The organism is Hymenobacter translucens, assembly GCF_020685205.1.
Taxonomy (GTDB): domain Bacteria; phylum Bacteroidota; class Bacteroidia; order Cytophagales; family Hymenobacteraceae; genus Hymenobacter; species Hymenobacter translucens.
Genome location: NZ_JAJERB010000003.1, coordinates 1 through 21,354 on the forward strand (window position 1 = coordinate 1; position 21,354 = coordinate 21,354).

Sequence of the window (21,354 nt, forward strand, 5' to 3'; positions counted from 1 at the left end):
CAGAAGCAGTGGCAGCTGGTGCGCCGCGGCCGCTACGCCGAGTTTAACCTGGCCATCGACCGGGGCACGCGCTTTGGGCTGGAAACCGGGGGGCGCACCGAAAGCATCCTGATGAGTTTGCCGCCCCAGGCCGAGTGGCACTACAACCGGCAGCCCGAACCCGGCTCCCCCGAAGCCCGAACCCAGGCCTGGCTCCGCAGGGGTGTGGAGTGGGCCGTTAACTCTCCCGGCCTTGGTTGAGCAGCTGCAGGCTTTAGACCGGCAGCTGCTGATAGCTGCCAACGCTCACCGGAGTCCGTGGCTGGATGCCGTGATGGTATTCTGCTCGGAGCGCACGGTGTGGATCCCGGCTTACGTCGTACTGCTCGGGCTGCTTGTCTGGCGGTACCGGCGGCGGGCCCTGCTGCTGCTGCCGCTGCTGCTGCTGAGTGTGGGGCTGGCCGACGTGATTTCGAGCCGGTTTTTCAAGCCTTTCTTTGCCCGCCTGCGTCCCTGTCACGACCCGGAGCTGTCGGCCACGCTGAACCTGGTGAACGGGTGCGGGGGGCAGTTCGGGTTTATGTCGTCGCACGCGGCCAACTCCTTTGCCCTGGTCGCGTTTCTGTGGCTGGTGCTGCCCCGGCGGTTCTGGTGGGCCAAGGTGCTAGTGCTGTTTTGGGCCGCGCTGATGTCGTACAGCCGCATCTACCTGGGCGCCCATTACCCGTCCGACGTGCTAGCCGGGGCGGCGCTGGGCTCGGCTGTGGCGGCCCTCTGCGCCTTGGCCTACGAGTACCTGGCCCGGCGCTGGTGGGGGCCGCTGGGCCACCCAACTACGAAAACAGGCGGAGCTGCTGCCCCGCCTGCCGGCCTTTCGTAGAAAAGAAAAGCTACTTCTTGCTGCTTTTGCCGGAGTCTTTCCGGTCGCCTTTGTCGCCCTGGCCGGGCGTGCTGGTGTTTTTGGCGTCGCGCTTCTGGTCCTGAGCCGAGGCGCGGCCGACGTCCTCCATTTCCTTAAAGGTACCGTCCTCGTTGCGGCGGGTGTAGCGCTTGTCGCCCTCGTTGGGCTCTATCAATTCGCGTTTCGACATGACTGGGAGAGTTAAGGGTGAATTTTTGGTCTATACGCTCCCATTTCCGGCCGGTTCGTCTTTTCTGCGCTTCCCGTTGAGCTTACAACCTTGCTATCAGGCCGTTGCACCTATCTGCTCCGGTGGCCGCAAAGCGGTGCGGCAAGCGGCTAAGCCCCGCCTTTCAGTGCGGCTACCCAGACGCCGGCATTAGTACCAGGGTTCCAGGCGTGTCAGGTCGTTGTGATTAATCGGGAAAAGCTCCCCATTGTAATAAATAGGAATCCGCGCGATGCAGGCAATATTGGTTTCCAGGCTGTTGGTTGAAAGCTCGTGGTCGAACCGGGGATTGCTGGCCGACAGGTAGCGCACCTCCTTGGTATTGTCCTCGAAGCTGTACAGCACGTTCACCAAGCCCTTATAGACAGGATGCCCTTCAATCACGTAGCGCAGCAGGATGGGCGTGGAGTCGTAGGTAAAGGAGTAGTCGCGCGGGTCAGCCATGTCGCCGTAGGCTGCTTTCTTCACGAACTCTACGTCGTGGGCCTTGATTTCCTTTACCGAGGCGAATTGCCGGAACGGCACGTACAGGTCACGGTCACTGACGGGATACACCGATTTGCTTTCATCTTCCCCATCCCCCTGATCTAAAGCCTGGTACAGTGTATAGTGGGCGGTAACCTGGTGGGGCTGGTCGTAGTAGAAAACCACCTGGGCGAATAGGTGGCCGGTTTTGGCGTATACTTTAAGCGTGCGGTCCATTGGTTTGGAATAAAGGGATTTAGCAGGCGAAGAATTGCGCCAATCTAATGCTTTATTCCTGTTCCGGACTTCCTGAAAAGAGCCGAACCCGGGTGCCGGGTCGTACCGGAGCCCCGGGTCCTACTTGCCCAGCAGCCGGGCCACATACTTGCCCACGATATCGAACTCCAGGTTTACCAGGGAGCCGGCCTGCAGGTCCTGGAACGTGGTATGGGCGTGGGTGTAGGGAATGATGGCGACCGAAAAGCCGTCGTCGGTGCTGTTAAAGCAGGTCAGGCTTACGCCGTTGATGCAAATCGAGCCTTTCTCAACCGTTACCCGGCCGGGGCCGGCCGCGTGGCGGAACCGGTACAGCCAAGAGCCGTTCTGGTCCTGCACCGACTCACAGGTGGCAGTCAGGTCCACGTGGCCCTGCACGATGTGGCCGTCGAAACGACCGTTGGCCGAAAGGCAGCGCTCCAGGTTCACGCGGCGGCCGGGCGCCCACTGCCCCAGGTTGGTGACGTGCAGGGTTTCGTCGATGGCGGTTACGGTGTGCGTACCGGCCGCCGCATCCAGGGCCACTACCGTCAGGCATACTCCGTCGTGCGACACGCTCTGGTCGATCTGCAGCTCGGAGAAAAACGGTGAGGCCACGGTGAAGTGGCGGTTGGTGCCCTCGGTGCGCACGTCAGTGATAGTGCCCAGGGCTTCGATGATGCCGGTAAACATGTTCGTAACGGTCTTATTAGGTTGACTTACTTGCCCCGGCCCTCAATAATGATTTTCAGGGTGTAGAGCAGCACCCGGAAGTCCATGGCCAGGCTCATGTTCTCGATGTACAGGATGTCGAACTTCAGCCGCTCCACCATCTGGGGCACGGTTTCGGCGTAGCCGTACTTCACCTGGCCCAGACTGGTAATGCCAGGCCGCACGCGGTGCAGGTGGCGGTAGTGGGGCGCTACTTTCACGATCTGATCGATGTAGAACTGCCGCTCGGGCCGGGGACCGACCAGGCTCATGTCGCCCTTCACCACGTTCCAGAACTGGGGCAGCTCGTCGAGGCGCACCTTGCGCATAAACCGCCCCCACTTGGTGATGCGCGGGTCGTGGTCCGACGACAGCGCCGGGCCCATCTTCTCGGCATCCACGAACATTGAGCGGAACTTGTAGATGCGGAACGGCACGCCCTGTTTACCCACCCGGTCCTGGGCGTAGAACACGGGACCGGGCGAGGAAAGCTTGACCATCACGGCCGTAAAGGCATACACCGGCCAGGCCAGCAGCAGAAACAGCAGGGAGCCCACCACGTCGATGACGCGCTTGGTAACGAGCTGCCACACCGGCAGCAGGTCGTGCTTGATTTCGATCAGAGGCGTGCCAAACAGGTGGTTTACCTTCACCGAGCCCAGCAGCATCTGGTAGAGGTCGGGCAGGATGCTGACCCGGCTGGGTGTGCCTTCCAGCAGCGCCAGAATCTCCTGAATCATGCGGTGCTCCGAGGGCTCGATGGCAATGACGACCTGCTCGATGCGCAGCGCCCGGATCAGGGCGGGCAGCCGCTGGTAGGTGCCGCGCGGGGGCAGCAGCTCGGCCAGCTCCGCGTCGATGGTGTCGCCGACCGGCGCAAAGCCCACCAGCTTCAGCCCCAGGTGCCGGCTGGTGCGCACCAGCTCGTGGTAGGTGTCGCGGGCCAGGGCGTTGGAGCCGACCAGCAGGGTGTTAAACGAAATCGTGCCGTTGCGCACGAGGCGCTGCACGCTGGTCACGGCCCAGGTGCGCAGAATGGCCGTGATGGTGAAGTGGACCAGGAAATAGGCCGTAATCGTCTTGTAGTAAAGCCGGTAGTTGCTCACGCCCTGGTCGTCAAGCAGAAAGGCAAAAAAAATAACGATGGCGCCCAGCACCGAAACCCGGCCCAGGCGAATGATTTCGGCCAGGCGGGACTTGCGGAAAATGTCGCGGTACTCGCCGATGAGCGTGTAGAGACCGGTCCAGAACAGGGCAATCATCAGGGCCGAGCCCGACAGAAAAAACAGAGCGCCCCCGGTGAAGCGGTAGCCTTCATTAATTTCGCTGAGCAAGTACTTGCGCAGCAGAAAGAAACAGATCCAAGCCAACAGGGCCGCTCCAAAGTCGGCGGCAATGAGCTTCAGCTTTTGCAGGTTGCGAATCAAGGGCGAAGGGCAGGCCGGCTGCGCCGGCGGGCAGGTGGGTATTGTGGCTGCGAAATGGTAGTTTCGCGGTCAGTGCGGCGCTGCGGGCTGGTGAAAACCCATTCCGACGCCTCGCAAAGGTAGGGCAATAAACCGGAAGCCAACGCACCTGCTGGCACTCCGGGCCCCGCCCCTTACGTCCCCTCATGCAACCTGACAGCTACCGGCACCGCGGCCTGCGCCGCACCCTTGTGGAAGAGCTTAGCCGCAAAGGCATCCGCGACGAGCGGGTGCTGCGGGCTTTGGCGGCCGTTCCCCGCCACGTATTCTTCGAGCCCGCCTTTCAGGACCACGCCTACCAAGACAAGGCGTTTCCGATTGGCGAGGGCCAGACCATCTCCCAGCCTTACACCGTGGCTTACCAGACCGAGCTGCTCCGGGTCGAGCCCAGCCACCGGGTGCTGGAAGTGGGTACCGGCTCGGGCTACCAGTGCTGCGTGCTGCTCGACCTGACGCCGCATGTATTTAGCATCGAACTCAACCCCGTGCTGTTTGAGCGCACCCGGCGGCGCCTGGAGCTGCTGCCCGGCCATGCCCAACTGTTCTGCGGCGACGGCTCGGTGGGGTTGCCCGAGCACGCCCCGTTCGACCGGATTCTGGTAACGGCCGGCTCGCCTACCATTCCGCGGGGCCTGCTCCAGCAGCTGCGCGTGGGTGGGGCGCTGGTGATACCGGTGGGCGACGAGCAGGTGCAGCGAATGATGCGGGTGGTGCGCGAAAGTGAGGACGAGTTCTCAAAGGAAGTATTCGAGGAATTTCGCTTCGTGCCGCTCCTGGGCCGCGCCGGCTGGCCCAAAAGCTAGCCCGAAGCAACTGAAAACAACCATTTTGCATCAATGCGTTGGAACGAAGCGCAGCTTTTCCGACTTGTAGAAACCAATGGCAGGCCCCGGAGCCGCTATGGTTGCCTTCTGTACTGTCATTGCCGAACTTTCCGCCAGCCTGGTCCTTGCACGAATACCGCTGGCTCCTTGCTCATCTTTACCAGGCCTTCCGCCTGTTTTTCGACCCTGCCGCACGTATCGGCTTTACCACGTTCTCTAAAACCTCTATTCCCTTTCAATGCAGAAAAAACTAATACCCGCATTGCTTCTGACCCTGGGAACGTGGCTGGGCCTGAGCCCGGAAGCCACGGCTCAGAATCTGCAGCACCCCGAGCATACCTATGGCTTCCGCTGCTCGTTCGACAGCGTGCAGCAGGCTGAGTTCCGGCGCAACCCCGGTGCCGAGCTGGATTACCGCAACTTTCTGCGGCAGGCCGCGGCCATGGTTGATTCTCCGGCCGAGCAGGCCCGCTTTCTGGCCCAGCCCGACGTGGTCGTGCCGGTGGTCGTGCACATCATCCACACCGGCGGTACCAACAACATCACCGACCGCCAGGTGCGCGACGCCCTAACCATCGTCAATGCTGACTTCAGCAAGATGAACCCTGACACTTCGGATGTAATTGCGGCGTTTCAGCCTCTGTATGCCAACGTGGGATTTAAGTTCCGGCTGGCTCAGGTAGACCCCAACGGCAACTGCACCACGGGCATCACCCGCACGTACTCCACCGAAACCAATGTCGGCGACGCCCGCATCAAGGACGTCATCCGCTGGGACGTGTCGAAGTACCTCAACATCTGGGTGGCTACCAGTGCCAACGGGGCCGGCGGCTACGCGATTCTGCCCTGCGGCGGCGGTACTACCCTCGACGGCATCGTGATTCGCAATGCCCAGTTTGGCAACAGCGGCACGGCTGCCGGCGGCGGCAACTTCTCGGCCCGCTCCCTGACCCACGAAATCGGCCACTACTTTGGCTTGCCCCACACCTGGGGTGGGTCCAATACCCCGGGCCTGGCCTCCAACTGCGGTATCGACGACGGTATTGCCGATACACCCAACACGACGGGCGTCGGTGCTCCGGCCGGAGGCTCGGGCTGCCCGCTCACCAGCGCCCCCTGCGGCCCGCTGGCCAACGTGCAGAACTACATGGACTACTCCACCTGCGCCAAGATGTTTACCCTGGGCCAGCGGGCGGTGATGCGGGCGTCGCTCCTGCGCTCCTGCCGGCAGGACCTGACCACGCCGGCCAACCTGCTGGCGACCGGTACCAACGACGGCTACTCGGCAGCCCCCTGCGCCCCGATTGCGGCGTTCCGTCCGTCTACCCAGGCAATCTGCGAAGGTGGCTCGGTCAGTTTTACCGAGTACAGCTACAACGCCACGGCCGCCGTGCTCAGCAGCGCCCAGTACGCGTGGTCGTTCCCCGGCGGACAGCCCGCCACCTCGAACCAGCGGAATCCCACGGTGGTATACCCCACCAGCGGCATTTACAGCGTGAGCCTGACCGTGACCACGGCCGACGGCGCGAGCCCCACGCTCACCCAGACCAATCTGATTATGGTGCAGGGAGCCAACTCCGGCGAATTCGGCCCGCTGGTGGAGTCGTTTGAGAAGGCTGGCTTCCCTGAAAACTACGCCGCTCCTTCCCTGCGCAACTGGCGCTCCACCTCAACTGTGCAGTCGGGTCTTGCCCAGTGGCAGCGTACAACGTCCGGCACCGCCAGCGACGGGGCCGCCTTCCTGGTGCTGCGCAATAACCTGCTGGCGGCCGGGGCCGTGACCTCGCTTTACTCGCCCAACATCAACCTTTCGCGGATAATTGGGCCGGCCACGCTGACCTTTGACCGGGCCTATGCCATCCGCTCAACGTCGAGCACCGACCAGCTGCGCGTATCCTTCAGCACGGACTGTGGCGCCACATGGTCGACGCCAGTGGTCTACAACTCCCAGGCCCTGAGCACCAAGGGCACTACGCCCATTACCGGCGGCTTCGTGCCCGCTGACGCCGCCGACTGGCAGCCCCTTTCCGTGGTAATTCCAGGTGCTTTCCAGGGTCAGCCCCGCTTCCAGGTGCGTCTTGAGATGCAGGGCAGCGGCAGCGCCGGCAGTAACCCGATCTACCTCGACAATTTCCGCATCTCCGGCGTGACTTCCACCCGCAATGCCGACCTGACCAGGTATGCCATCAGTGTATTCCCGAACCCCGTCACCGAGGAAACGGCCGTGCATTTCACCCTGGCCGGCTCAGAGCAGGTACGGGTGCAGGTCCGCGACCTGCTGGGCCGTGAAGTCCTGCAAACCGTGGCCAAGGCCTACGGCGCCGGCCAGCACGCCATCAGCCTGAGCCAGGGTGCCGGCAGCCGCCTGGCCCCGGGCATTTACGCCGTGCAGCTCACCGTGGGCGACCAGACCTATACCACCAAGGTGTTGGTGCAGTAGTCTTCCAGCCAAATAAAAAAGCCCCGGCCACCATTGGCCGGGGCTTTTTTATTTGGCTGACGAGTCCACGGGTTCTTCTGTGGTGCGCAGCTTCTTTTCCAGCTCATTGCTAAAGGTGCGTCCTATCTTTGTGGCCGAACTATCAAGCCTTCCTACCAGATGATGCGCAAACAAAAGCCCGTCCGAGAGTCCTTCGTCATTATGACGGAGCTCGTACTGCCCAACGATACCAACACGCTTAACAACCTGATGGGTGGGCGCATGATGCACCTGATGGATATTGCCTCCGCCATTTCAGCCCAGAAGCACTCCAACCGCATCGTGGTAACGGCCTCGGTCGACAACGTCTCGTTCCGGGACAGCATCCGCCTGGGCAACGTGGTAACCCTGCAGGCCCAGGTAACGCGGGCATTCAACTCCTCGATGGAAGTGCACATCGACGTGTGGGCCGAAGACATTCCCAGCGGCACCAAAGTCAAAACCAACGAAGCCTTTCTGACTTTTGTGGCTGTGGACCAGTCGGGCCGCCCGATTGACGTACCGGAAGCGGTGGCCGAAACCGAGGAAGAAATACGACTGTACGACGGGGCCCTGCGCCGCCGGCAGCTCCGCCTGGTATTGGGTGGCCGCATGAAGCCCCAGGACGCCAACGAGCTCAAGGCCATCTTTGAGATGGAGTAATTGAGGCGAAACCTACCCTTTACTTCTGCCGGCGTATCTTCGATTCTGACAAGAACTTAATCACCGCAATCCCCCTTTCCGCCCATGGATAATTCGTCCCTGGCTTTCTTTCAGAACTTCTACACCGATGCCACGCTGTATCTGGTTGCGGACGCTGCTCCGGCAGCGGAAGTGAGGCCTGCCGCAGAAGGGCAGCCTGTAGCCGCCGCAGTGCCGCCACCGGCTGCCGCGCCGGCGCGGGCCGCTGCGCCGGTTCCGGTAGAAGCTCCGCCTGCCGTAGCCGCCGCCCTGGGTAAGCTGCCGTCCCTGGCCGGCCTGCCCCCGGTGCCGACGGTAGCCCCCACCGCACCGGTGGCCCAACCGGTGGCAGCTACACCGGCGGCCCCGGCACCGGTCCCGGTTGCTCCCGCCGTGGCTCCTCCTGCTTTCCCGGCTTCTGCCCCGACGGCAGCCCCGGCCGCCGCGTCGCCGCTGGCCAATACGCCCTACTCCACGCTGGGCGACAACCCCAACGGCCTGATTATCCTGGTGCGAATGGACCCGGACCGTTTCCGGAAGCTGCCCCGCAACGTGTTTCTCAACAACCTGCTCAAGGCCATTCGCCTGATTATGGAGGACGTGGTGCTCATCAACGTAGAGTCCCACCTGCCCGTCTCGCTGACGACGCTACGGCAGGTGCTGGCCGCGCGGCAGGTTATTGGCTTCGGCAAGAACCTACTCGACGTGGCCGTGCGCACCACCCAGATCTACGAGCCCGTGCTGCTGGTCGGCGACCTGGCCTACCTGCCGGCCGCGGAAATCGAGCTGATTGAGTACGACACCAGCCTGAAAAAGCGACTCTGGCAGGGTATGCAGGCCATGTTCCTGGCCTAACCTCTCTCCGGGTGAGTCCCGCAGCCACCAAAAAAGCCCGGCTTGGCCGGGCTTTTTTTATTCTCTGAACGCTGGTGCCTATTTCAGCAGGGAAGCTACTTTGGCTTCCAGCTGCTCGCCGCGCAGGTTCTTGGCAATGATGCGGCCCTGGGGGTCGAGCAGCACCGTCATAGGAATGGACTTCACGCCGTAGGTCTGCCCGGCGGCGCTTTCCCAGCCTTTCAGGTCCGATACGTGGGTCCAGGCCAGCTGGTCGTCCGCAATGGCCTTCAGCCACTTGCCCCGGTCCTGGTCGAACGAGACGCTGTAAATTTCGAAGCCTTTGCCCTTGAACCGGTTGTAGAGCTTCACCACGTTCGGGCTTTCGCGCCGGCAGGGTCCGCACCACGAGGCCCAGAAGTCGACCAACACGTACTTGCCGCGAAGGCTGCTCAGCGCAATGCTCTTGCCATCGGGGCTGGCCAGGTTGATGTCGGGGGCCGCAGCGCCGACGGCCGTGGCCCGCAGTGGGTCAAGCCGGGCTACCAGGGCCTTGGTGTAGCGGGCCTCAGGCATGTTTTTCCGGAACTGCGTGGCCATCGAGTCGGCGAAGCCAAACTGCTCGTCAGGATTGATCAGGTTCAGCACCGCGAAGGTTGAAACCACCGACTTGGGATTTTCCCGGATCAGGCGCTTGATATCGGCCACGTTGCGGGCCTGGGCGGCGTAAAACTGCTGCTCGATGATCTTCATCGAATCGGTTTTGCCGGCCTGGGCCACCAGGGTGTAGCGCTGCTCGAGGCGGGCCATCTGGGCCTTGGAGCCCGACATGATGCGGCCCAGCTGCTGCATCAGCTCCGAGTCGCGGGAGCCTTTCACGGTGTAGTTTTCGGTGAGGCTGTTGACGTCGCCGCTAACCTGCATTTTCGTGCGGTTGTCGAGCACAAGCAGCACCTGGTTGGCATCGTTTACCTTCAGCTGGTACAGCCCGGCCTCGGGCACGCTCCCCTTCATCGTAAACTGACCTTTGGCATCCACCGTGGCCGTGTCGCGCGACACGAACTGGGTTTCGCCCAGCTCCGCCAAGTACACCTTCGTGCCGGCCGGGGCGTTGGTAAGCGTGCCGCTCACCTGGTAGCCCTCCCCGGTCGAGGCCGAGCCGGTGGTCGGCGTGGCGGACTTGTTGCAGGCGTTAGCCATGCCCAGCACAGCGGCAAACAGCAGTAAACTCTTCATTTTTGACATCATTTCAACAATCTGCAAACAGTAGAAAGGCAACGCGCCCGGCAAGGACGGCAGAACCAACCGCAAGTTGCCAATTTTGGGTGGTTTGGTTTTTAGTTGTCAGTTGCTGGTTGTCCGTTGTCAGAACAATACGAACTAACTAAGAACAGACAATGGACAACTACTAACAAACAACCAGACCCTTACGCCTGGTCGAGCTTCTGGCGCAGGAGCTGATTGGCCATCTTCGGGTCGGCCTTGCCCCCGGTGAGCTTCATCAGCTCGCCCATGAACATGCCGGTCAGCGACTTTTTGCCGGCCCGGTACTCGGCCACCTTGGCCGGGTTGGCGTCAAGCACCTGCTGCACGAGGCTTTCCAGCTCTCCGGCATCCGACTGCTGCAGCAAGCCCAGCTGCTCGGCGGCACCGGTTACGTTGGCCGTGGGGTGCTCGAGCAGGTACGGAAACAGCTGCTTGCTCGCCACCGAGTAGTTGATCTTGCCTTCGTCAATCAGCTCGATGATGCCGGCAATCTGGGCCGCGTCGAGCGGAAACTCGTCCATCGTCAGGGCCCGCTCGTTGAGGTAGGACTTTACCGGTCCCATCACCCAGTTGGCCGCTGCTTTGGCGTTGGGCGTGAGCGAGGCCAGGGTAGCGAAGTACTGGGCCACCTCTTTCTGGTCGATGAGCACGCCGGCGTCGTAGCTGGAGAGGCCCAGCTCCCCGGTAAAGCGGGCATAGAGCTGCTGGGGCAACGCCGGCAGGGCCGCGCGCACCTCGTGCAGCCACTCGTCGGAGATGATGAGCGGGGGCAGGTCGGGCTCGGGGAAGTAGCGGTAGTCGTTCAGGGTTTCCTTGCTGCGCTGCCCGGTAGTGGAGCCCGTAGCGGCGTCGAAGCCCCGGGTTTCGGAGTCGAGCGTACCGCCGGCTTCGAGCACGGCAATCTGGCGCTCAATCTCGAACTCGATGGCCCGCTGCACGTTGCGGAACGAGTTCATATTCTTGACCTCGACCTTAGTGCCGAACTTGTCGGCACCCTTCAGCATCACCGAGATGTTGGCGTCGCAGCGCAGGGAGCCTTCCTCCATGTTGCCGTCGCAGATGCCCAGGTACTGCACCAGCTTCTTGATTTCGGTGAGGTAGCCGTAGGCTTCGTCGGCGTTGCGGATATCGGGCTCCGACACGATTTCGATAAGCGGCACGCCGGCCCGGTTCAGGTCCACGAGGGTTTCGACTTCCCCGGCCAGGTGCATGCTCTTACCCGCATCTTCCTCCATGTGAATGCGGGTGATGCCGATCTGCTTGGTGCTGCCGTCGGCCTGCCGGATTTCCACGTGCCCATCGTAGCAGATCGGGGTTTTGTCCTGGGTGATCTGGTAGCCTTTGGGAAGGTCGGGGTAGAAGTAGTTTTTGCGCGCAAACAGGTTGTCGCGGCGGATGTGGCAGTTGGTAGCCAGGCCCATCTTCATGGCAAACTCCACCGCCGTACGGTTTACCCGGGGCAAAGTGCCGGGGTGGCCGAGCGTAATCACGCTCAGGTTGTGGTTGGGCAAGGCGCCGTACTCGTTTTCGTCCGAGGAGTACATCTTGCTGCGGGTCAGCAGCTGGGCGTGTACTTCCAGGCCGATGACGGGCTGGTATTTCGATTTGATGCTTTCGTCCATGGGAAAAGCCGGCGGGTTGGCCGCCGGGGCTGCAAGATACGGCACGGCTGCGTTTTCAAAGCTGCCGTATGCCGCGCCGGTACCTAATAGGTCGAGAAATGAATCGGCAGCGTGTAGGGCACCGCAATCGGCTGACCGTCGAGCCGGGCGGGACTAAAGGTTTTGAAGTGCTTTACCAGCCAGACCCCTTCGTCCTGCAGGCGCTTCAGGCCTTCGGCAACTGCCGGGGCCAGAACGGTGCCGGGCTTTGCCGGCAGGGCCCGCACGTCTTCCACTATCCCGTTCGTATTGATGGTAAAGGTGATAAGCACCGTCGCGTCCATGCCGATCTGCCGCACCACTTCCGGGTAGATGCCCTTGCGCATCATGGCCGTGACGGCGGCCCGGATGTCACCCCCATTCTCGGAGTAGATGGGCTCCTGGTAGTACTCGAAATACGGCGCCGGCTGCCCATCAGGACCAAAACAGGCTCCCTCCTTGCGTTTTCCGTGCTCGAATACGTAGCGGCGCCGCAGGGTGTGGTCGGGGTAGTACACCAGCAGCTCGCCGTGGCGCTGGCCGGCCCAGTAATCCTGCCGGCTGTGCTGCTGCCCGCTTTCGTACCAGGTGGTGGTTGGGCCGTGCAGGATGCGCCGGCGTACATGCGCGTAGGGATGTACCGAACGCAGCTTGCCCGAGGGATAAAACTGCCGCCGCATGCCCGCCACGCTGTCGCGGAAAGTGGTTTCGACCCGGTACGAGCTCTCATCGGCAGCGCCCGGCCTGGAACCATCGGCGCCGATGTACTCCACCCTTTTAGCCGGCAGGCCCGCGGGCTGCTCCGTTGGGGCCGCATCGGGAGCCTGGGCCAGGGCCGCATGACTAAGACCGGTGAAAGCTGCCATGTAAAACCGAAAGAGAACACGCATACCCGCTGGTAGTAAAGCTAACTGATAGAGTATGATAGAGTACTCTTCTAATTTACCGGATGGCAAAGGAAATCGGCACGGTATAGCTTACCGACACCGGCTTGCCGTCCTGCTGCCCCGGCCGGAACCGGCTCAGCTGGCTGATAACCCGCACGGCTTCCTCGTCGGTAGCCGGGCTCAGGCTTTTCGCCACGCGGATGTTAGTAGCCTGCCCGTCCTGATCTACCACAAACGCCACGAATACCTTTCCCTGCACCCGGGCCCGCAGGGCCTCCTTGGGGTAGCGCACGGAGCGGGCTATCTGACGTAGCAGGGCATCCTGGCCGCCCGGATACTGGGGCATCTGCTCGTACTCAAAATACTCCACCGCTTTCCCGTCCGGCCCGAAGCACTCCCCGGCCGTGCGCTTGCCGGCCTGAAACTGGTCCCGGCGCCGCACCGCGCCTTCGGGGTAGTACACGAGCAGCTCACCCTCCCGCTTGCCGGCAATAAAGTCCTCCTTGGTGTGAATTTTACCGTTCTCATACCAGGAAGTGCTGGTGCCGTGGCGGATTTTCTTTTTCAGGTGCAGGTACTGGGTGATGAACCGGACCTGCCCGCCCGGATAAAACTCCCGCACGGTGGCCCGCACGCTGTCCCGGAAGGTGGCTTCCCGCCGGTGGTGGGCATTTTCCGCCGAGGGCAGCTTCTGGCCGTCCTCGCTGAAGTACTCGGTTTGCATCGGGGGAACCGGGACCGGAGCTAAAACCGGAGCAGCAGGCTCTTGGGCAAATGCGGCGCTACTGAGGCTCAGGCCCAGCACCGCGGTAGTTATAATAAGTTTTAACATTTCTCAGTAACTAACAAGCGATGCCTAGAACGCAATCGTAACCCAGAGTGCATAGAAAGCAACCAAAAAGGCGGTCATTCCGAGCTAGACGAGGAATCTCTACTGCTTCGTTGGATTCGTACTTCAACATCAGCACGCAGGATTCCTCGCCTAGCTCGGAATGACGCCCTAAACAGGTGAAAAGCATTTACGGGGTATAATCCATATAACCTGACTCCTGCTTTTTTAAATGGCCATATCACCCATGCAACGCAGTTGATACTGCTGCTTCGGCCTTAACGATGGCGGCGCCCAGTCCGGCGGCATTCTTACCACCGGCCGTAGCGAAGAACGGCTGTCCGCCGCCCCCACCCTGAATTTCCTTGGCCAACTCCCGCACGAGCGTGGTCGCGTTGAGCTTGCCGCCCTGGGCCAGGGCATCGTCGAGCATGACGGCCAGCTGGGGCTTACCGTCGATTTCGGCACCGAGCACCAGCACGAGGTTGGACACGGTCTGGCGCAGCTGGTAGGCAAGGGTCTTGAGGCCGTCGGCGGAGGTTACCTGCACCTGGGCCGCCAGGAAATTCACGCCGTTCAGCTCTTTTACCTGCCCGGCGAGCTGGTCTTTCTGCTGGCTCAGGCTCTGCTGGGCAAACTGCTCGATCTGCTTGCGCAGGCCGGCCACTTCCTCGCCCTGCTTTTCAATGGCGGTGAGTAGGTGCTGGGGGTTGCCCAAGGCCTCGCGCACCTGCTGGAGCAGGTCGAGCTGCTGGTTCACGTAGGCTTCGGCCGCATCGGCCGTGACGGCCTCGATGCGGCGCACCCCGGCACCCACGGCGCTTTCGGCGGTGATTTTAAAGAAGCCGATGTCGCCGGTGGTCTGCACGTGAATGCCGCCGCAGAGCTCCACCGAGAAGTCGCGGTCGAAGGTGATGACGCGCACGAACTCCCCGTACTTCTCCCCGAACAGCGCAGTAGCGCCCAGGGCTTTGGCTTCGTCGATGGGCACGTTGCGGCGCTCATCCAGCGGAATCTGCTGGCGGATACGGCTGTTGACGATGGTTTCCACCTGGCGCAGCTGGTCGTCGGTGACCTTGGTGAAGTGGCTGAAGTCGAAGCGCAGCAGCTTTTCGTTGACCAACGAGCCTTTCTGAGCTACGTGGGCGCCCACCACTTCACGCAGGGCCGCCTGGAGCAGGTGGGTAGCCGTGTGGTTTTTGCGGATCTGGCTGCGGCGGCTGTGGTCGACGCGGGCCGAGAAGTCGGCGTCCAGGTCCTGGGGCAGGTCGAGCACGGTGTGCACGATCAGGTCGTTTTCCTTTTTGGTATCGAGCACGCGCACCTTGCTCAGGGCCGATTCGAGGTAGCCGGTGTCGCCTACCTGTCCGCCGCTTTCGGCGTAGAACGGGGTCTGGTCGAGCACCACGTGGTACTCGGTCTTGCCCTTGGTGACGGTCTTGCGGTAGCGCAGGATGCGGGCCGGGGCTTCTTCCTGGTCGTAGCCCACGAACACAGGCTGCTCCTCGGCCGGGCTCACGATGGTCCAGTCGCTCTGCTCGGCCTCCTGGGCGTTGCGCGAGCGGCTTTTCTGCTGGGCCAGCTCTTTCTGGAAGCCTTCCTCGTCCACCATCAGACCCTTTTCGCGGGCAATCAGGGCGGTCAGGTCGAGGGGGAAGCCGAAGGTGTCGGACAGCTCGAAGGCGGTTTTGCCGTCGATGCGGTTGCCCTGCTGGCGGAAGCCTTCCTCCAGCGCGTCGATGCGGCGCAGGCCGATTTCTAGGGTTTTCAGGAAAGCAATTTCCTCTTCCTCAATCACGCGCTGCACAAACTGCTGCTGCTGCTTGAGCTCGGGGAAGATGCCGGCCATCTGGTCGGCCAGCACCGGCACGAGCTTGTAGAGGAAGGGCTGCTTCTGGCCCAGGGAGCTGAAGGCGTAGCGCACGGCCCGGCGCAGGATGCGGCGAATCACGTAGCCGGCCTTCACGTTGGAAGGCAGCTGCCCGTCGGCAATGGTAAAGCTGATGGCCCGGATGTGGTCCGCCAAAACGCGGATAGCAATGTCGGTTTTCTCGTTTTCGGTGGCCGGCTGGTCGTTGACCGTGGCCGGCGAGGTGCCGTGGTACTGCACGCCGGCTTCCTTGGCAATAAACTGAATCAGGGGCTGGAATACGTTGGTGTCGTAGTTTGACTTCACCCCCGACACGGCCATCATCAGGCGCTCGAAGCCCATGCCGGTATCCACGTGCTGGGCGGGCAGCTTGATCAGGCTTTTGTCGGCCAGGCGCTGAAACTCCATGAACACGTTGTTCCAGATTTCCACCACCTGGGGGTGGTCGGCATTCACCAGCTCCGCCCCCGACTTGCCGGCCCGCTCGGCCTCGTCGCGCAGGTCGATGTGAATTTCGGTGCACGGACCACACGGGCCGGTGTCGCCCATCTCCCAGAAGTTGTCCTTCTTGTTGCCGGGCAGAATCCGGTCGTCGGTGGTGTAGGTGCGCCACAGATTCTGCGTCTCGGTGTCGGCGGCCAGCTTATCCCCGGCGTCGCCCTCGAAGTAGGTGACGTACAGCCGGTCCTTATCAAGCTTATAGACTTCGGTAAGCAGCTCCCAGGCCCAGGCAATGGCGTCCTTCTTGAAATAGTCGCCAAACGACCAGTTGCCCAGCATCTCGAACAGGGTGTGGTGGTAGGTGTCGTAGCCCACCTCCTCCAGGTCGTTGTGCTTGCCCGACACGCGCAGGCACTTCTGGGTGTCGGCCACGCGGGCGTTCGGGGCGGGCTTGTTGCCGAGGAAGTAATCCTTAAAGGGTGCCATGCCGGAGTTGATGAACAGCAGCGTGGGGTCGTCTTTCACCACCAAAGGCGCGGAGGGCACGATGTGGTGGCCTTTGGAGGCGAAAAAGTCGAGGAACTGCTGGCGGACGTGGCTGGCGGAGGGAAGGGACATATGCGGGGCGCCGGCGCGAAGCCGGCGGGGCGTTAGGGACGGTGAAACAGGCGGTGGCTTCAGGCAATTGGGAGCCGGCCGGGATTTTGGTTACTTTCGCAAAAATAGGGATTAGGTGTTAGGGCTCAGGTATCCGGTGCAGTCCCTTTCTTTTTTCGCCCGGACTGAGCGGATTATTTCACCGGCCCGGCTCTGCCGTCAGGCGTTAACCTAAGACCTAACCAGCTAAGCCCTAAGCCCTAACCCATGCCGTACAAAGAGCGTGAAATTGAAAAGCAGTACTTCACCATCGGCGAGGTGGCGGCCCAGTTCAACGTAGCCCCGTCGCTGATCCGGTTCTGGGAAACCGAGTTTGAGGAGCTGCGCCCCCGCAAAAGCAAGAAGGGCAACCGCCTCTACACCCCGGCCGACGTGGAAACCTTCCGCACAATCTACCATCTGGTGAAAGAGCGGGGCTACACCATTCCCGGCGCCCGCGACATTCTCAAGCAGCGCGGCCCCCAGCTCAAGGAGAAAATCGACGTGATTCAAAGCCTGGAGAAAGTACGCGGCTTTTTGGTGCAGCTGAAAAAGGAAGTTGAAGCGGCGGGTAAGGCAGCCGGCTAAGCTTCTTTTCCGCATGCCCCTTTCAGACTGTCATCCTGAGCGAAGCGAAGGACCTTGTCACGCTTGAACGAGTCGTTGTTACGATTGTCGTCCAAGCGTGACAAGGTCCTTCGCTCTGCTCAGGATGACATTTATTTGGGATGAGGTCATATTTCACCTCAGCGTTTATACTAAGCCGCATTTTTTAGCAATCTTAAAGCCTCTATCTTCTATATAGCCAAAGCACTTATCCTATATGCCGGCCGTCAGCTCCGACGATTCCCTGTTCCACGAAGTTGCCCTCACTCTCTTTCCCGGCATCGGCCCCCAGCTGACCCGCCAGCTGATGAGCTACCTGGGCTCGGCCAAGGCCGTGCTGATGGCCCCGCCCGGCCGCCTGCACAAGGTTCCGGGCGTGGGCGCGGCCACCATAGCGGCGCTGAGTAGTGGCCGGAGCGCGGCGTTTACGCAGGCCGAGGCTACCCTGCGCCGGGCCGAAACGGAGGGTGTGCAGCTGCTTTTTTACACCAGCAAGGCCTATCCCCGCCGCCTCAAGCTCTTGCCCGACGCGCCGGTGCTGCTGTACTACCAGGGCACGGCCGACCTCAACCACGACAAAACCCTGGCGCTGGTCGGCACCCGGCAGGCCACTGACTACGGCCGCGACCAGACCGAGCGGCTGGTGAAAGGGCTGGTGCCCCACAATCCCCTCGTGGTAAGCGGGCTGGCTTATGGCATCGACATCATGGCCCACCGCGCCGCTTTGCAGGAAGGCCTGAGCACGATTGGCGTCATGGCCACCGGACTCGACGTCATCTACCCGCACGCCCACCGAAAAACGGCCGAAAAGATGCTTACTCAGGGCGGACTGCTGACCGAGTTTCCGTTCGGGACCCAGCCCGACAAATACAACTTCCCGGCCCGTAATAGAATTATTGCCGGCCTGTCCGACGGCACCGTAGTGGTAGAAGCGGCGCTGAAGGGCGGGGCCCTGATTACGGCTGAGCTGGCCCTGAGCTACGACCGCGACGTGCTGGCCGTGCCCGGCAACCTGGGCTCGGCTGCTTCCGAGGGCTGCAACGCCCTGATCAAGACCAACAAGGCCGCCCTGTACATGGAGCCCCGCGACGTGGAGGAGCTGCTGAACTGGGACGCCGCCCTGCACCAGAGCGGCAAGTTCCGTCCCGCGCCCGCCTATGACCCGGCCGACTTTACCGAACCCGAGTTTCAGCTGATTGAAGTACTGGCAGCAGCCCGGGAAGAGCTGATGGACAACCTGAGCTGGAAAACCCAGCTGCCCGTCAACCAGGTGGCTTCCCTCCTGCTAGGCCTGGAGTTTCGGGGCGTGGTGAGGTCGTTGCCGGGGAAGAAGTTTGTGTTGGTTTAGCGTAGCTTGCGAAGCTTCAGCTAACCTTTCTTTTCATGATCAAACGCAGCAGCCTGTTCCTGCTGGTGCTGGTGTTGGGCGCACTGGCCGCCGGCTACGCCTATTACCGGCAGCACGCCACCCGGGCCGAAACGCTGACCAGCTTCGCGGAACTGGACGCCCGGCTTAGCCACCTCAACCAGCGCACCGCGGCGGAGGCCTCGGCCACCGTGGGCAGGATCCGTACGAACGTGTGCTACAATATGAATCAAGCACGGGATGTGGCCGTTTTGGCTACCAGTGAGCAGATTCAGGCCCGAACCCAGGCGGTACGGGATACCATCGGCTCGATTCGGAAACGCCTGCTGGCTTCTACCGATAACCAGGCCGGGGCTCCCCTGCGCCACCTGGATAAGTCAGGAGCAGTTACCGAATACCTGCAGCCGGAAGCCGGCACGGGCCCGGTAGGCCGGCTCAGCCAGCAGCTGACGGACTATTGGAAATTCATCAAGAAGTTTGCTCCCGGCATCCCGAACCTTACCGCCCCGATTCCCGAGACGCCCGGCAGCCGCAACCCGGATCCTGACAAGTGGTTTGGTCAGTATTACTTTAACGACGCCCCTGTGGCCGTGGCCCTGGCGAACCTCAGCCATCTGGAAGCCCAGGTGTCGCGGTTCGAACGCGATGCCCTGGCGCATCAGGCCGAGAAAGTGGGCTTCTCGGTAATCCGATTCACTAAAATCGGTGCTATGGCCATGCCGGAGTCGAACACGGTGCCCCCCGGCGCAGTGTACCGGGCCAAGCTCTTCATGACGACCTCCGCCTCGACGTGCGAGCTTCCCCGCCTGATCAGCGCAAACGGCAAAGCAGTACCCGTAGACCCATTTCGATTTGGACTGGTGGAACTGCCCGTGTCCACCCAGCGTCCCGGCGACCCCGACACGCTCCGAGCCCGGTGGCAGGGCGCCCTTGTCATCGAAAATAACGGACGGGACACGACCCTGCGCCTGACGGTTCCCTACCTTATCGTTAAAAAATCCGCCCTATGAGCCGGTCAACCAAGCTTGTGCTAGTTTTTCTGCTGGTCGCCCTGGTCGCCGGGGGCTACAGCTACTACCGGCAGCAAACGCAGCAGCAAAGCCGCTGGATCCAGCTGCAGCAACTGGAGGGTTCGATTCTCGATCTGAATGAGCACCTGGGCAAGGCCGCCGAGGATAAAGTCAAAAACATTCAAAGGCAGATCGAGCGGAACGGCAACCAGCCCGCTGAACTCGCCGTGCTCCAGACCAGTCAACAGGTCCGGGACCGCACGCGAGTTGTGGTCGACACGCTGCGCATGCTGCGCGAAGTGCTGCTCCAGAAAACCGGCAATGCCAACGGGGCCCCCTTTCTTACTCACCCCAACGAAAGCGCAACGGTAGCGCAGGTGATGGGCGGCAGCGACCAACCCGGGCGGGCCGCCCGGCTTCAGCAGCAGCTGATGGCCTACGCTACCTACATTCGCCCGCTGGTCGGGTCCGGCCCGGCTGCTGGTCAGCCAGCCGACAAGTGGGCTGCAACCACCTCTTTCGGCTCAACACCGGTGGCAATTGCCCTGGCCCGGCTGACGCAACTAGAGAATGAGTTGTTGTCCTACCATGCGGCCGCGCTGAACACGCTGTCCGGGCGGGTGGTAGCAAGTAATCTGACAACCCGGATGGTGCCCATGGCAGCTGCCGAATCAAACGTGGTGGCGTACGGCTCCACCTACAAAGCCCGGCTCGGGCTGGTCAGTGTGCTCTCCAACCCCACCATGACCATGACGGCAAACGGCCGGCCCGTGCCGGTCACGCCCGAGGGCTACGGCGAGGTGCAGTTTGTAGTGCCCGCGCAGAAAGGCCGCGGAGCAGTGCAGCCCGCCTACTGGACGGGCACCATCACGGTGAAAATCTCCGGGCGCGACTCCACCTTCCAGGTGAAGGTGCCCTACCGGATTGCCGGGCGCTAGTCCTCCACGTATCAGCTGCCGTGCTCCTCTTCAACAACGACCTGCTGCCTGAAACCAAACTGTCTCTGCCCAACCGCGGCTGGGCCTACGGCGACGGATTCTTTGAAACGCTGGTTTTCAGCCACGGCCGCCTGCGCTACGGGGCCGACCACCTCGCCCGCATGCAGCAGGCTGCCGCCGCGCTTTACCTGACCTTACCGCCCACCCTGGCTTCCGTTGCGATGCTGGAAGCCACGCTGGGGCAGCTGGTGGTGGCCAACAGTCTACCCGCGGCCCGGCTACGGCTGCAGCTCTGGCGCAGCGGCGGAGGCCGCTACTCGCCCCTCACCGACCGCGCCGACTGGCTGGCCACAGCGGAGGGTTTCGAGCCGGAAGAAACGCCGGTGCTACGCGCCGACTTTGCCCGGGAGACGCACACACTGTTTTCTCCGCTCAGCTTCTGCAAAGGTCCCCAGGCCTGGCTTTACGTGCGGGCCGCCCACGAGCGGCAGCAGCGCGGACTTGACGAAATCATTCTGTGCGACGCGGCCGGGCACGTAGCCGAGGCCGGGGCCGCTGCCGTGTTCTGGGTGAAGCAGGACGTACTGTTTACTCCGGCGCTGGAAAGCGGCTGCGTAGCCGGTGTGCGCCGAACTCAGCTGCTGCGCTCGGCCCGCAGCCAGGGCGTTGAATGCCGGGAAGGGCTGTATCAAAAAGAAGAGTTGCTCGGTGCCGACGCCGTTTTCACGGCCAACGTGGCTGCTATCCGGCCCGTGCAACGAATAGAAAAAGTCGGTTTTGCGTCTGACCGGCACCCGATGATGCAGCTGTGGCGGGCAGCGCCGACGCGTTAAGAGGTGCCCGCCCCGGGCCGGCAGCGCATCCGCAGCCAGCTTTCCTCGTGCTCCCGCAGGTCCTGGGGCGTCACGTTGTTGACGCGCAGAATTTCTGCCAGGGGCTGCGCGCCCGCTTCCACCGCGTACAGGGCAATCCAGGCGCGATGCCGGCGGCTGAGGTGGACGGCCAGAACAGACGAGCCCACCGCTGACGAAAAAACAACCGACCTCTTCATACGCGCGCAGG

Annotated in this window: 21 protein-coding genes; 11 read left to right on the forward strand and 10 right to left on the reverse strand. The window is 62.2% G+C overall.

Annotated elements, in window-relative coordinates:
• A partial coding sequence (locus LJY25_RS07120; RefSeq protein ID WP_227607628.1) for a coproporphyrinogen III oxidase occupies window positions 1-240 on the forward strand: 240 nt, incomplete at its 5' end.
• Complete coding sequence (locus tag LJY25_RS07125; protein ID WP_227607629.1) at window positions 233-859, forward strand: phosphatase PAP2 family protein; 627 nt, start codon at window positions 233-235, stop codon at window positions 857-859. The genes LJY25_RS07120 and LJY25_RS07125, both read left to right, overlap by 8 nt.
• Before the next feature lie 10 nt (window positions 860-869).
• Here the strand turns inward: LJY25_RS07125 and LJY25_RS07130 are convergent, their stop codons facing one another.
• From LJY25_RS07130 to LJY25_RS07145, 4 genes are all read right to left on the reverse strand, one after another.
• Complete coding sequence (locus tag LJY25_RS07130) at window positions 870-1,070, reverse strand: hypothetical protein (protein WP_227607630.1); 201 nt, start codon at window positions 1,068-1,070, stop codon at window positions 870-872.
• A 189-nt stretch (window positions 1,071-1,259) separates the two neighbouring features.
• Window positions 1,260-1,811, reverse strand: coding sequence for a hypothetical protein (locus tag LJY25_RS07135; protein ID WP_227607631.1), 552 nt, complete (start codon window positions 1,809-1,811; stop codon window positions 1,260-1,262).
• Between the two features lie 120 nt (window positions 1,812-1,931).
• The gene (locus LJY25_RS07140; protein ID WP_227607632.1) at window positions 1,932-2,522 is read right to left on the reverse strand and encodes a riboflavin synthase; all 591 of its coding nucleotides are present in this window, start codon (window positions 2,520-2,522) and stop codon (window positions 1,932-1,934) included.
• Between the two features lie 26 nt (window positions 2,523-2,548).
• Window positions 2,549-3,967: a sugar transferase gene (locus tag LJY25_RS07145; protein ID WP_227607633.1), complete on the reverse strand. Its 1,419-nt coding sequence runs from the start codon at window positions 3,965-3,967 to the stop codon at window positions 2,549-2,551.
• Between the two features lie 185 nt (window positions 3,968-4,152).
• On the opposite strand from LJY25_RS07145, the gene LJY25_RS07150 reads away from it, so the two are divergent.
• The 4 genes from LJY25_RS07150 to LJY25_RS07165 all read left to right on the forward strand — a co-directional run bounded on the left by LJY25_RS07150 (window position 4,153) and on the right by LJY25_RS07165 (window position 8,824).
• A complete protein-coding gene (locus tag LJY25_RS07150; RefSeq protein ID WP_227607634.1) occupies window positions 4,153-4,809 on the forward strand; it encodes a protein-L-isoaspartate(D-aspartate) O-methyltransferase in 657 nt (218 codons plus the stop codon).
• Between the two features lie 283 nt (window positions 4,810-5,092).
• Window positions 5,093-7,270, forward strand: a complete 2,178-nt coding sequence (locus LJY25_RS07155; RefSeq protein ID WP_227607635.1) for a zinc-dependent metalloprotease — start codon at window positions 5,093-5,095, stop codon at window positions 7,268-7,270.
• A 162-nt stretch (window positions 7,271-7,432) separates the two neighbouring features.
• Window positions 7,433-7,951 carry an acyl-CoA thioesterase gene (locus LJY25_RS07160; protein ID WP_227608221.1) on the forward strand — a complete coding sequence of 173 codons (519 nt, stop codon included), beginning with the start codon at window positions 7,433-7,435 and terminating at the stop codon, window positions 7,949-7,951.
• Between the two features lie 84 nt (window positions 7,952-8,035).
• Window positions 8,036-8,824 (forward strand): hypothetical protein, encoded by a 789-nt coding sequence (locus LJY25_RS07165; RefSeq protein ID WP_227607636.1) that lies wholly within the window; start codon window positions 8,036-8,038, stop codon window positions 8,822-8,824.
• A 78-nt stretch (window positions 8,825-8,902) separates the two neighbouring features.
• Here the strand turns inward: LJY25_RS07165 and LJY25_RS07170 are convergent, their stop codons facing one another.
• The 5 genes from LJY25_RS07170 to alaS all read right to left on the reverse strand — a co-directional run bounded on the left by LJY25_RS07170 (window position 8,903) and on the right by alaS (window position 16,354).
• Complete coding sequence (locus LJY25_RS07170; RefSeq protein WP_227607637.1) at window positions 8,903-10,039, reverse strand: TlpA disulfide reductase family protein; 1,137 nt, start codon at window positions 10,037-10,039, stop codon at window positions 8,903-8,905.
• A 191-nt stretch (window positions 10,040-10,230) separates the two neighbouring features.
• The gene (gene gatB / locus LJY25_RS07175) at window positions 10,231-11,691 is read right to left on the reverse strand and encodes an Asp-tRNA(Asn)/Glu-tRNA(Gln) amidotransferase subunit GatB (RefSeq protein WP_227607638.1); all 1,461 of its coding nucleotides are present in this window, start codon (window positions 11,689-11,691) and stop codon (window positions 10,231-10,233) included.
• A gap of 83 nt (window positions 11,692-11,774) precedes the next feature.
• Entirely contained in the window at window positions 11,775-12,599 is an 825-nt protein-coding gene (locus tag LJY25_RS07180; RefSeq protein WP_227607639.1) for an energy transducer TonB, read from the reverse strand.
• A 52-nt stretch (window positions 12,600-12,651) separates the two neighbouring features.
• A complete protein-coding gene (locus LJY25_RS07185) occupies window positions 12,652-13,428 on the reverse strand; it encodes an energy transducer TonB (RefSeq protein WP_227607640.1) in 777 nt (258 codons plus the stop codon).
• Between the two features lie 238 nt (window positions 13,429-13,666).
• On the reverse strand, window positions 13,667-16,354 hold the full coding sequence (alaS, locus tag LJY25_RS07190; protein WP_227607641.1) for an alanine--tRNA ligase: 2,688 nt from the start codon (window positions 16,352-16,354) through the stop codon (window positions 13,667-13,669).
• Window positions 16,355-16,600: 246 nt separating this feature from the next.
• Here alaS and LJY25_RS07195 point away from each other — a divergent pair, with 246 nt between their 5' ends.
• From LJY25_RS07195 to LJY25_RS07215, 5 genes are all read left to right on the forward strand, one after another.
• The gene (locus LJY25_RS07195) at window positions 16,601-16,960 is read left to right on the forward strand and encodes a MerR family transcriptional regulator (protein ID WP_227607642.1); all 360 of its coding nucleotides are present in this window, start codon (window positions 16,601-16,603) and stop codon (window positions 16,958-16,960) included.
• A gap of 235 nt (window positions 16,961-17,195) precedes the next feature.
• Window positions 17,196-18,326 (forward strand): DNA-processing protein DprA, encoded by a 1,131-nt coding sequence (gene dprA / locus LJY25_RS07200; RefSeq protein WP_227607643.1) that lies wholly within the window; start codon window positions 17,196-17,198, stop codon window positions 18,324-18,326.
• Between the two features lie 35 nt (window positions 18,327-18,361).
• On the forward strand, window positions 18,362-19,354 hold the full coding sequence (locus LJY25_RS07205; protein ID WP_227607644.1) for a hypothetical protein: 993 nt from the start codon (window positions 18,362-18,364) through the stop codon (window positions 19,352-19,354).
• 17 nt (window positions 19,355-19,371) lie between these two features.
• The gene (locus LJY25_RS07210; protein WP_227607645.1) at window positions 19,372-20,292 is read left to right on the forward strand and encodes a hypothetical protein; all 921 of its coding nucleotides are present in this window, start codon (window positions 19,372-19,374) and stop codon (window positions 20,290-20,292) included.
• 20 nt (window positions 20,293-20,312) lie between these two features.
• A complete protein-coding gene (locus tag LJY25_RS07215; RefSeq protein ID WP_227607646.1) occupies window positions 20,313-21,125 on the forward strand; it encodes an aminotransferase class IV in 813 nt (270 codons plus the stop codon).
• Here LJY25_RS07215 and LJY25_RS07220 read toward each other — a convergent pair.
• Complete coding sequence (locus LJY25_RS07220) at window positions 21,122-21,343, reverse strand: hypothetical protein (protein ID WP_227607647.1); 222 nt, start codon at window positions 21,341-21,343, stop codon at window positions 21,122-21,124. The genes LJY25_RS07215 and LJY25_RS07220 overlap by 4 nt on opposite strands.
• Window positions 21,344-21,354: the final 11 nt, after the last annotated feature.